The sequence below is a fragment of the Bittarella massiliensis (ex Durand et al. 2017) genome (genome assembly GCF_017566145.1).
Taxonomy (GTDB): Bacteria; Bacillota; Clostridia; order Oscillospirales; family Ruminococcaceae; genus Bittarella; species Bittarella massiliensis_A.
The window spans coordinates 1-11,769 of record NZ_JABFCL010000018.1 but is presented as its reverse complement, the minus strand read 5'-3'; the positions used below and the strand labels follow the sequence as shown (position 1 = coordinate 11,769).

Annotated in this window: 8 protein-coding genes and 2 tRNA genes; 4 read left to right on the top strand and 6 right to left on the bottom strand. The window is 59.6% G+C overall.

Annotated features, from left to right (window positions below):
- The first annotated feature begins 572 nt into the window (after window positions 1-572).
- The gene (locus tag HJY11_RS12780; RefSeq protein WP_208076340.1) at window positions 573-2,039 is read left to right on the top strand and encodes an amidohydrolase; all 1,467 of its coding nucleotides are present in this window, start codon (window positions 573-575) and stop codon (window positions 2,037-2,039) included.
- 136 nt (window positions 2,040-2,175) lie between these two features.
- Here HJY11_RS12780 and HJY11_RS12775 read toward each other — a convergent pair whose 3' ends face one another.
- Entirely contained in the window at window positions 2,176-3,126 is a 951-nt protein-coding gene (locus HJY11_RS12775) for a GNAT family N-acetyltransferase (protein ID WP_208076339.1), read from the bottom strand.
- A gap of 253 nt (window positions 3,127-3,379) precedes the next feature.
- Here HJY11_RS12775 and HJY11_RS12770 point away from each other — a divergent pair, with 253 nt between their 5' ends.
- The 3 genes from HJY11_RS12770 (at window position 3,380) to HJY11_RS12760 (ending at window position 5,044) form a co-directional block, all read left to right on the top strand.
- Window positions 3,380-4,678: an alkaline phosphatase family protein gene (locus HJY11_RS12770; RefSeq protein WP_208076338.1), complete on the top strand. Its 1,299-nt coding sequence runs from the start codon at window positions 3,380-3,382 to the stop codon at window positions 4,676-4,678.
- A gap of 150 nt (window positions 4,679-4,828) precedes the next feature.
- Window positions 4,829-4,915, top strand: a tRNA-Ser gene (locus tag HJY11_RS12765).
- A 38-nt stretch (window positions 4,916-4,953) separates the two neighbouring features.
- Window positions 4,954-5,044: transfer RNA gene (locus tag HJY11_RS12760), tRNA-Ser, on the top strand.
- Window positions 5,045-5,169: 125 nt separating this feature from the next.
- Here HJY11_RS12760 and HJY11_RS12755 read toward each other — a convergent pair.
- The 5 genes from HJY11_RS12755 to HJY11_RS12735 form a co-directional block, all read right to left on the bottom strand.
- A complete protein-coding gene (locus HJY11_RS12755) occupies window positions 5,170-5,436 on the bottom strand; it encodes a hypothetical protein (RefSeq protein ID WP_208076337.1) in 267 nt (88 codons plus the stop codon).
- A gap of 13 nt (window positions 5,437-5,449) precedes the next feature.
- Entirely contained in the window at window positions 5,450-8,308 is a 2,859-nt protein-coding gene (locus HJY11_RS12750) for a DUF859 family phage minor structural protein (protein ID WP_208076336.1), read from the bottom strand.
- 48 nt (window positions 8,309-8,356) lie between these two features.
- The gene (locus tag HJY11_RS12745; protein WP_208076335.1) at window positions 8,357-10,303 is read right to left on the bottom strand and encodes a phage tail spike protein; all 1,947 of its coding nucleotides are present in this window, start codon (window positions 10,301-10,303) and stop codon (window positions 8,357-8,359) included.
- A gap of 79 nt (window positions 10,304-10,382) precedes the next feature.
- The gene (locus HJY11_RS12740; protein ID WP_208076334.1) at window positions 10,383-11,093 is read right to left on the bottom strand and encodes a hypothetical protein; all 711 of its coding nucleotides are present in this window, start codon (window positions 11,091-11,093) and stop codon (window positions 10,383-10,385) included.
- A 200-nt stretch (window positions 11,094-11,293) separates the two neighbouring features.
- A partial coding sequence (locus HJY11_RS12735) for a hypothetical protein (protein ID WP_208076333.1) occupies window positions 11,294-11,769 on the bottom strand: 476 nt, incomplete at its 5' end.

Sequence of the window (11,769 nt, the reverse complement as noted above, 5' to 3'; positions counted from 1 at the left end):
CGACGGTTCGCCCCACCCGTTTTTTGTCCTCCGATGGCCGCCTTGCAAAAACCTTCTTCTCCGTCCACGGCTTCCCTCTACGGGGGTGCGGATCGATCTCTGCACTGCGCGTTTTTGAGGGATGCCCTGCACAGCCACGAAGTGGGTGCAACCTTGCCGGGACCGGCCAGGCCCAACTGTCGCTGGCTACAAGCGCTGCACAAGCACCACCTGTCATCACGCGGGGGTACCCTCCGCCCCCTTTTTCCGCCATCTCTCCCGCGGGGTGCGGGCTGAAAGCTGCCCGCCAAGCAGGGCGTTGCGCCGGGAGGCCAAGCCTCTTCCCACGGCGGGCGAGCTCCCCCTGGAAGCGTTTGAAAACAGTTTCTTTCCCGGTGGTGAAACCGGTGCAAAAGGGCCTCTCTTTTTTATGGAACACGCCGATTTTTCCCAGTCCTCCCCTCCTTCGCTTCAAAAGTACCCGCCCCTGTGCTACACTGACAGTAGAGCGGAAAGGGGGGTTCCCCTTCCCCCGAAACTGCCGGGCACACCCGCCGGGTGCGCGCTTTTTTAAAAAAGGAGGCAATCAACCCATGGATGCAAAACAGCAAGTGCAGGCCGCCGTCCGCGAAAAGGAGGCCGCCATCTGGGAACTGCAGGAGGCCGTCTGGTCGGCCGCCGAACTGGGATACGAAGAGGTCAAATCCGCCGCCAGCTTCTGCCAGGCGCTGCGGGAGCAGGGCTTTGTGGTGGAGACCGGGGTCGCCGGCATCCCCACCGCCTTTGTCGGCACCTACGGCAGCGGGAAACCGGTCATCGGCATTCTGGCCGAGTTTGACGCCCTCTCCCAGCTGGGACAGGCTGCCGCTGCGCCTGTCAAAACCCCGGTGCCCGAGAATGAAAACGGCCACGGCTGCGGCCACAGCGCCCTGGGCGCCGGCTCCTTTGGCGCTGTCCTGGCCATCAAGGACTACCTGGACAAAACCGGGAAGAGCGGCACCGTCAAACTCTACGGCTGCCCGGCCGAGGAGACCGGCTACGGCAAGACCTTCATGACCCGCGCCGGCTGCTTTGAAGGGGTCGACGCAGTTTTCACCTGGCACCCCTTTGACAACAACGCCGCCTGGGGGGTCAGCTGCCTGGCCAATATCAATATCGTTTTCAACTTCCACGGCCGCACCGCCCACGCGGCGGCCGCCCCCCATGCGGGGAGAAGCGCCCTGGACAGCTGCGAGATCATGAACGTGGGGGTCAACTACCTGCGCGAACACGTCATCCCCGAGGCGAGGATGCACTACGCCTACCTGGACGTGGGCGGCACCTCTCCCAACGTGGTGCAGGACCATGCCACCCTCAGCTACTTTATCCGCGCCCCTAAAATCTCTCAGGTGCACGAGATTTTGGCGCGGGTAAAGGACATCGCCAAGGGCGCCGCCCTCATCTGCGGCACCACCATGGACTGGTACATCCGCACCGGCGTCAGCGACTACATCCCCAACCCCACCCTCACCGGCATCCTCTACGACGCCCTGGTGGACGTGGGCGCCCCCGACTTCGACGAGGCCGACTACGCCCTGGCCCGCCAGTTCCGCGACTCCCTGGGCGATGACTTGCGCCAGGCCAGCGATGCGGCCATCCTCAAATCCCGCGGGGAGGAGCACGGCAAGAAACTGCTGGCCCAGGGACTGGACACCGACATCGCCCCCCTGGTCCTCTCCAAAGTCGCCATGCCCGGCTCCACCGATGTGGGCGATGTGAGCTACGTGGTCCCCACCGCCCAGATGGGCACCGCCGGAATGGCCATCGGCACCCCCGGCCACACCTGGCAGATCACCGGGCAGACCTGCTCCTCCATCGGCAAAAAGGCTATGCTCAAGGCCAGCGAGGCGCTGGCGCTGGCCGCCGTGCGGGTGCTGGATGACCCCTCGGTGCTGGAAAAGGCCAAGGCCGAGCTCCAAGAGGAGACCGGCGGACAGTATGTCTGCCCCATCCCCGCCGAGGTCAATCCTCCGGTTCCCGACTGGGTCTTTGACGAGGCCAAAAAGGCCGGTTTGCTGTAATTGGCCCGACTACATAAAAAAACAGGGGCGAAGCACAGTGCTTCGCCCCTGTTTTTTGTGCAGATGCCCCTTTGCAGAAGAGGGTTTCCCGACCCCCAAAAGGATTTTCCCCAAAACCGTCCTTTCAAAAGGGGGGCTATGCCCGGCGGCACTTGCCGGACAGGTGGTTTACCTCCAGGCAGAAAACCACCACCGCCTGGCAGGCCTTCTCCTCAAAGGCCCAGTCCCTGCGGCCGGTCTGGTGGGCCATCAAGATCTCCAGCCCCCGGCGCTTTTCTTCCCCGTGCAGAAAGCGGACTGCCCCCTCGCCGATCAAACTCCGGTAGGCCCAACCGTGCTGGCAGGCAGTCTCTCCCGCCGTCAATTCGCCCCCGTCATCCACCTCAAAGCAGGCGCGGGGAGAACGGCGCAGCAGATCCAGCTTGCGCCCCTCCCTCGCCGAGTGAAAGTAGAGCCGCAGCCCGCTTTCATCCCAGCTGTACCCGTAATTGAGGGGGACCAGATAGGGGCGATCGCCGTCACAGAGAGCCAGTCGACAGACCTTGCCGAGGCGCAGCAGCTCCTCCTGCTGCGCCCGTTGGTTCATGGCCCGCTCTCCCCTTCGCAGCGGCTGAGACGGGGGCTCGCGCAACTCCATCCGCCAGAAGTCCGCCGGTCCGGTGGGGGTGTTCTGGCGATAGACCGCCACCCCCTCAAATCCCGTACGCTCGTAACAGCGGATGGCCCGGGCGTTGTCGGCGCGCACCTCCAGCAGCACCGGACGCCGGGGAAAGCGGGCCGCCGCCCGGCTGCAGACCAGGCGCACCACCTCCTGTCCCAGGCCGCGGCCACAAAATTGCGGCGCCAGCCCCAGGCCGATATAGACGCCCTCTGGACGCCCCTTCAGCCGAAAAAAGCCGGCTAGCTCACCGCCCTCCGTCAGCAGCGCCCGCCAGTTCTCCCGCCGGCGCTGGGGGTCCGCCAAACTCCATCCGCTGGCGCAAATCTCCTCCCAGTCCGGCAGGTTGTACATCTGCCAGGGCGGCGGGTAGACCCAGCCGCAAACCTCCCTGGCCCGCTCCTCGCTCAACTCGGCAATGGTAAACACTGCAGCGCCTCCTCCCTTTTTGTACAGTCTACCATCCCCTCTTCCACCCGGCAACCCAGTTTTCCCCGGCGCCTTTCACAAGAGAATGGCGGCAGAATCGGCAATTTGCCAGTTGCGCCAAGCCGCCCACCGGTCTACAATAGAGTTGACCCCCTACAAAAGGGGAATTTTTTCTCCCGGAAGTAAAAACGTTTTTATGGCTGCTTCGGCAGTGCGTGGGCACTTTGCCCGAAAAAAAGGAGGGTATTTTCCCGTGCAAAAGAGAAAGCTCTATGTCCTCTCCATCGACGCCATGATCTACGAGGACACCGCGTTTATGGAGACCCTGCCCAACCTGGGGCCCTTTGTCAAACGGGCTTCCCGAGTCAAGCGGGTCAAAACCGTCTACCCGTCGCTGACCTACACCTGCCACGCATCCATGATCACCGGCTGTTATCCTGACCGACACGGCATCGTCCACAATGAGCAGTTTACCCCCGGCGACCCGCTGCCCATCTGGTACCACTACCGCACCCCTTATCAGGCCCTGGACACCCTGCCCGAACTGGCCCACCGCAACGGCTACAAGGTGGGCAGCGTCTTCTGGCCCACCACTGGCGGCCTGGACATCGACTGGAACGTGGCCGAAATTTGGGACTGGTCCTTCCGGCCCGAGGAGATGCGCCGCCAGCTGATGGAGAGCAGCACCCCCGCCTTTATCGAGGAGATTTGGCCCACCTACGGGCAGATTCTTCAGGGTCTCAGCGACCCCTACTTCGACTGGTTTTGCAACCACGCCCTAGCCTACATGATCAAAGAGAAAAAGCCCGACGTCTTCTTCCAGCACCTGTCGGCAGTCGATCACGCCCGGCACAACCTGGGGGTCTTTGCCGAAGAGCTCAAACGGGACGCCTGGATTCAGCAGGACAAGGAGTTCGGGATGATCGTCCGCGCCCTGGAAGAGAGCGGCGAACTGGAAAACACCACCTTCTGCATCACCAGCGACCACGGTCAGACCCCGGTGGACCACCTGGTCTGCCCCAACATCAAACTGGTGGAGGAGGGGCTCATCCGTCTAAATGAGGACGGCAGCCTAAAGGACTGGGATGTCTTTGTCAATTCCGCCGCCCACTCGGCCCACGTCTATCTAAAAAATCCCGGCGACAGCGATCTGCGCGCCCGGGTGGCTAAGCTGCTGCGCCGCTGGCAGGAGGAAGGCGAACTGGGGATCGAGACCATCTTCACCAATGAAGAGGTGAAGGCGCACCACCTCACCGGCGACTTTGCCTTTGTGTTGGAAGGGGCCGACGGCTACGCTTACAGCAACAACCTGACTGGGCCGACAGTCTTTTCGGCGGACAACTCCGACTACAAGTACAGCGTTGCCACCCACGGCCATCTGCCCGAAAAGGGTCCCCAGCCCACCTTTATGCTGGTGGGTCCTGGCGTCAAGCCGGGGGTCGAGCTGGAGAGCTGCGACATCGTCGACGAAGCCCCTACCCTCGCCGCCCTTTTGGGGCTGGAGATGAAGGGGGTCGACGGAAAGGTCCTCCACCAGCTGCTGGCCGAGTAACCCCAGCACCCATCAATTCACCTCCTTTCTCACAGGTAGCCCGCCCCTCCCGCAAGCCGGAGGGGCGGGCTTTTTTGCGCCTTGAAAAATTGGAAATTCCCGTTGACAGCAGGGGGGCATTATGCTAATATAATGGATGTTACTTGCCATGGAGAGGTGTCCGAGCGGTTTAAGGAGCTGGTCTTGAAAACCAGTGACTCGCAAGAGCCGTGGGTTCGAATCCCACCCTCTCCGCCAGCTCTCAACTTCATTTTATAGATCATTCCTTTGACTTTGGAGAAGTACTCAAGAGGTCGAAGAGGCTCCCCTGCTAAGGGAGTAGGGCGGGAAACCGTCGCGAGGGTTCAAATCCCTCCTTCTCCGCCAAAGCCAGCGGCACACATAGTGTGCCGCTGGCTTTTTGTCGTAAACAGAAAAACAGTATCGACTGCGCGACCAAATAAAAAAGGAGCTGCCCAGAAATAAATCTGAACAGCTCCCCTCTATCAAATTCAAGTACCTCTCTCTGTACACTCCTCATCTGTTCCATTCTGGCTAAGCTCTTCTGTTAGCTCGTTAATCTTCCTCCGAGCTTCTTTTCTCCGGTCAATCACCTCACTGTAATCATCCGCCATCTTTTCACCCGTATATACTGCCTCTGCCAACTTGGCCGCTATGTAATCCGTGTGGCCAAGATAGGTCTGGTAGTAGGTAATATGCGTTTCTAAAGTGTCCCCGTGGCGATCAAGATACCATTCAATTGACGGCATTTTAAGCACTTTTTACCCCCCCTTATTTCCATTCACCAATTCCAAACGCAAAAAGTGTGAAGGGCACATTGGTTGAAGCGTTTGCAGATCGGTATAAGTATGTTTTCCCGATGTTGGTTACACTCGTACCATTCAGCGGTTCTACCGAGTAGGCCCCTGAATTGGGCGATGGGCCCAAAGCCACAAAAGTGTGTGGCTCTTTTGAAAATTTTCGAGGCCAAAGGCCGAAATCAAATGAAGAAGTGGATTCGTAGGAATTCCCCCAGGGATTGGTGACAGCCGCCGTCCCAGATATAAACTTTGTACAAATCTGGAAATTCCCTGAAAAAGTGATGTAGAATCCGCCGTTCGCCCAGTTGATCGTCACGTCCCTGGCGGTAGATAGGGCCCCAATCTGCGCAGGGGTCGGCTTGTACGCCTCTGTATATATCCTTGTCCACGGCGTCCAGCTGTCTGTCGTGTCTCGGAGAGAGCGCACCCACAGCCCTTTTCCCCCCAGCCAATCGCCGCATAGTTCTATACCGCCAGCCCATCCCCTCCCAAAACCGAGTACCGAAGTATAAGTGACCGGCGCTCCCGTGTTCCCAGAGACGGTGTTATAGGTGTAGATGTTTCCACGGGTAGCGGTTCTCCCTGTCTCTGGGTTGAGGTTTCCCAGACTGTCAATGGTTTTGGGGTTGTAGCCTTCGTGATAGACGAGATGCCCCCCGTTTATTCGGAGCGGCTTCTCGAACCAAAAATTGTCCGCCGACGTGTAAAAATCAAAATAGGCTTGGCTTTCTCCACGGGTGTACATGGTCTGCCCATTTTCAACGACTTTCAGTTTTGTCCCGGTTATTTCCCCCTCCACATCCAGCGCTCCATTTTCGCGAATCTTTCCGATTCCCACACCGCTTTTGTCCATGTACATGGTGGGGATGCCGCGATCCACCGTTTCGGTCTCCGCCGCAGTGTTGAGGGCATCCGCAACCGTTACCTCGACCAAAAAGGACTTTTGAAAGTCAAACCCCTCTGCCCCCATGTCCCCTGGCAGGTATCCCTCATACGACCACTCCCCCTTTTGAAAAGTCAGGGGAATGACGTCGCCCTCGACAAACTCTTCCGCCGAGGTGATCTTGTATCGATAACGGGCCTCCAACGCATTGTCCACCTCGCCAAAATTTCCCGGCCACCACACCCCTTTGACGGTCAACTTGGTCTTGTTGTCCACGTTGTTGTCCCGGCGCAGCTGCATCTGGGTGACCCGCGGCGGAATGTAGTCCACCAGAGCGGCCAGCCGCTCCACCACCGTTTGGTTGCCCCGGCTGTCCACCGCTGCCAACCGCACACTTCCCGCTTTGGCCCTCTCCATCTGGATGGAGACATCCCCCGAAGCCGCATAGGCGCCCGTGGCCGTAGCCCCTCCACAGGAGAGGATGTACTGCTTGACACTGGCGCCAGTGGTGCTTTTGGCCGCCTGTGCAGCGGGCACAGTGACCTTGAGGGCGCTCTCCCCCGCCACCAGCACCTGGTCGTCCCCGGTGAGGGCCGTCGTCGCAGGACGGGTGTCGGCAAAGGAAAAACCAGAAAAAACCGGCGCAGCCGCCGCCGGGTCAACGGCGGCCGTCCCGCTTGCCGTGGCGGTGCCGATGAGCTTGCCGTAGTGGTAACACCAAATCGTGGCCTGTGCCGCCGCCGTATTGCTGTTGGGAGTGGCCGCATACTCCGCCGCCACCTCCGCCGCTGTGGGCGTCCAGGTGTAGGCAGTTGCCACCCCGCCGATCTCTTTGATCTGCCTGCCCGCCACATAGAGCCGCAGGGTGTGGCTCACCGCGTTCCGGCTGCGGGAGATGGCGGTGGTGTACCCGCCGCCAATGGTGTGGTCGGGCTTGCTGGTGATGCTGCTGGCCGGCGGCGCCGAAGCGGTCCCCGTCAGCTGGGATGTGCCGATGTTTCGCCCGCAGTGGTAGGCGGTACAGACCATCCTGGTGGGCACCGACATCCCCAGAGCGTACACCTTGGCGATCTCCGCCTCGGTAAGCGCCAGGGAATACGATGTCCCCACCCCCGTCGCCGTGCGGATGAGGGTCGACCCGGCAAACAGCTGTAAGGTGTGGCTCACCGAACCCCGCAGGCGGTCGACAGTGTAGGTTCGGCTATCGCCGACCACAAAGGTCGGCGCCGTCTGCAAGGCGCTGTTCCCCACCTGGTAGCAGGTGGCGTTGGTGTGGGCGTCTCCCACCAGGGTGCTCCCCGAATAGGTGTTGCACCAAACCGTGGCGCTGGCTGAACCCGCCGACCCCATAGCCGCGTAGATTTTCTTGATGTCCGCCTCTGTAAAGCTCCAGGTGTGGCTGGTTCCCACCCCACTGGCTGTCTTGATGGCCACCCCGCCCACATCCAACTGGATCGAGTGGGTGAAGTTTCCGCTGGCCCGGCTGATGTTCACTGTCACATTGTCCCCAGCTGTAAAATTGGCAAGGGAGACCGAGCTGGCCCGCGGGATGTCGTCCAGGGAATTGGAGGAGTTGACATTCACCGTCCCAATGTGCCCAACCCCCGAGATTGTCACGTCCACCCCCAGGGAGGCGGTGATATTCAGGTATTTGCTGCCGTCAGCGCTGTGGTAGACCCGCTTGCTGGCGCTGGCCAGCTGTTTGGGGGTATTCCCCGCGCTGATGGAGCCAATGGCCGTTGTGAAGTCGATCTGATCCCCATCAATGGTGATATTTCCGTACTTTGTGGCGTTGGCGCTGATGGACCACCCACCAAAACAGGTGATGTACAGCCGCGCCGAAATGTCACTGTAATTTCCCGAAACGCTCTGTGAGGCGCTCCAGGACAGGGTGAGCTGATAGTGCCCACCCCCAAAGTTTGTGTACCAGCTTCCGCTGCTCGCCATCCTCTATTTCCTCCTTTTGTCGGTCTGCGCAAAGTCTCGTGCCCATCTTCAGTCATTGACGATCCAAAACACTCCGCCCTCGACGGGCATCAGCCGCAGAGCGCCGCTCTGGTTCCCCCTGCGGCGAACGGTCAGTCCGTCCTCCGCTGTCAATTTGGAGATTCGCCCTTCATCCTTGTTGAAATAGGCCACATCCTCCCCCGTGTCGGTGTTGTGGATCAAAAACTGCCGGTTGTCGATCCTGGCGGAGAAGGGGTCCCCCGCCTGGGCGACTTCCACGCCCCTCTCACTCACCGACACGCTGCCGGCAATCAGCTCATTTTTCGCCTGCTGCCAAGCCGTGCAGACCAGCCCCTCCACCAGGGTGATGTCCGCGATCCAAAGCCGCCCCTCCTCAACTGAGAAGGCGACCTCCCCGCTCTGATCCTGGGCGATAAAGGTCCCGGTGTGCTCCGTCCACTCCTCCACCTCGCCTGAGAGATCGATGGTCACCCCGCCAAAGGAGGCGCTCGCCCCGGTGGTGATCCCCTTTTCCAGCTTGCAGCGAAAATACCAGGCGTACTGTCCGTCCGGGACCAACTTCACCGTCTGGGCCAATTTCCCGCTGCTGTTCTCAAGCCCCTCACCCAGCAGAAAAGCAGCCCCAGCTGAGGTGTTGCGCCGGCAGTCTGCCCCGTCATCACAGCAGACTGTTCCCGCCACCGCCCAGTCCTCCAGCCCCAGGCGGGCGCCGGACGCCCGCACCAGGTTGTCTCCCCCGGTCCGGCTGACCGACAGGGTGATCTCCTCCACCCGCTGCTCGATCTCCGAGGCGCGCTTTTGCATCTCCTCGCCGGTGACATAGGTCTCACTGACCTCGGTGCGCAAGACGTCCTTTGCCTGGGTCACCTGGCTGGCAATCACCGCGTCGGTCTCCCCCTTGGTGTAGGTCTCTGAAATGCGGGCATAGGTGGCGTCAGCGTCCACTACAAATTCGTTGAGCCGCCGCTCCCCACTGGCAAGATCGCGGTCCAGGGCGCCGATTTTCTCCTTGATCCCAGTCTCCAAACGGCGGCCCAGCCCCTCCAGGGTGGCGGTGTTTTTCTCCCTGCAGAGGGGGAAGTCCCGGTACTCCACGATCTGGTGGTCAACCCGCCCCCCCTCCTCTCGGTTCAAAAGGGTCACCACCTGATGCAGGGCAAACGTCTGGGCGCCGTCAGCCACCTTGCACTCGTAAGAGCGCTGCGGGACCGCCAGGGTCTTGAGCATCTCAATGGCCCTGTCCTTGAGTTCCTGTGGGTCTTCACAGTCCTTGTCCCGGTAACAGGCGGAGATGATCTTGTCGCTGTAACTGTGGTTCTCCACGTATTCCAGCCCCTCGTTGACCGAGGCGATGTTCAGCACCTGGCCGCTCTCTCTGTCCTCCTTGCCGTAGGGGTAGAGACGGGTGGCAAAATCCCCCGTCTCCCCGCAAAAGCCCACCGACAGCAAATTCAGCTCGTCTGTCAAAAACTCCCCCGAAGGCGCTACCTCCGAGGGTTTGATCACCTGCAAGAACCGGTTGGGCACATCCCACCGATAGCAGACCCCGTGCACCTCTCTGGCCTTTTCCAGCACGTCGAAATCGGTCCCTGCCTCCAACTCAACGACCCGTTTTTCACTCACCGATCCCCCCGTCTCCCATCGCCATCCGGGGGGCAGATGGCGGACAAACAGGTCGGGCAAGGTCTCCTCGCTCCTGTACGCCCTGTAAAATCGGCTCTTGAGCTCATCCAGGTCCAGCTGACAGAACAATTCTCCCGTCTCGCCGTGGCTGTCCCTCTCCTTCACCAGGTATCGGTTTGAGTCGTCCGAAATCACCGACTCCTCCCGTATCTTCAAGTAGACCGGGTCGCTTTTGGGCACCTCAAATGTCAGTTCATCCGCTCCTCCCTGCTTGTAGGTGACACAGTAACTCCCCGGAATGGGGTCGATGGCGGCCACCGGCCGCTTTCCCTCTCCACACAAAAACAGCAATGCTTCCCCTCCTCATCCGCGCGGCAGAAGGGGCGGCCTCCACCGCCCCCTCGCAACCGCCGTCATATTCCCTTTTTCTCTACAAATAGGTGGGCCGAAAAGCAATCTCCACCGGCACAGGGGTCGACAGCTCCACCCGGTTTTCCCCCGGCATCGCCGCCGGGAAGGCGGTGAGATTGGTGTCCAAAAAACGATTTTTCCCCTCGCAGGTAATCTCCTTTTTCACCCCGTCGATCACAAACCGCTCCCCGGCCTTTAAATTGTGTAGGGTGATCCCCGCCACCGACAACTCCGCCAAGTCCTCCGTCGGCAAAATGGACACCACGCAGCCCGAAGCCACGTTTCCCCCATTTTCGTAGCTGCCGCTGTCAGACAGATACACCACCTGTTCCGCCCCCCGCAGGGTGCCGGCCAAGGTGATTTCCAGGTAAAAAAAGTGCTCGATCCCCGTCTCCCCCCGACTGCAGTCGGTGAGAAATCCATCGAATGTCATCTCGCTGCTCTCGTGGGTCACCTCGCACCTCCGGCAGGCCTTCATCAAGTTTGACATCCGCTGCTCCGCCTCGTCGTCGCTCTCTCCCCCCACCACAAAGCGCAGTTTCATCTGTCGCAGATCGCTGTCCGCCCCGTAGTGAATAAAGTCCGCCGACCCACTTGCCCTCTGGTGCTCCTCGCCGACCTTCCCCAGTGAAAGGGTGTATTCCGCCAAGTCAGCGCCAAATGTCGCAAACGCATCTTTGCCGTCGATCCTGCAGATTTCCCCCACCCGGCCGCCTGCTGTTTTTTCCATCAATATTTCTTCCTCCCAAAATAAAAGCCGCCATTTGAGAGTTCGCCCTTCAAATGGTGGCACGAAAAAGGAGCGCCCCTTCGGTGCGCTCCCTCAAAATGTATATTTGCTCCAACCGTGTAAATGGCTTTGCCATAAGACAGAGACATTCCTTCGTCATCGCTGAAAACCAGGATTCCAAATTTCTCTGCTACCTGCTCCTATTTGTCGATGTCCCTGCCACTGTATTCCTCCGGGGCTATTGATAAATCAAAATCAAGGGTTCTTGGGGAGTTTCCTTTCAGCTTTCCACTAATTCTAAAACAGAAATAAAAACCTCCTCGGATTTCAATGTAACTTCCCCCCTTATCTACAAGAGATTGTATGCTTTGCTCCACCTGTTCCCGATCCTCTTTGCTCAATTTCAAACAGTTCAAAAAAGCGCGTATGTATGGCATACCGACTGTTGCAGGCCCATTGAGGTGAAAATTTGTAATCGTTTTGGCATTCTCTCGCTCTTCTATACTGATAAGCAATTCATTTTCAAGTTTAAACCGAGAGGTGACCTCTCGGTAGGGTTGAGAAATTCCGTGGATGTCAACATAGCTGGCATGCTCTGTTATCGTGGGCGAAGTCTGCTCCCCAATTTTTTCTGCGTTGCCGGCGAGCTCTTTTACAATGAGCCTGTTGTACAGCG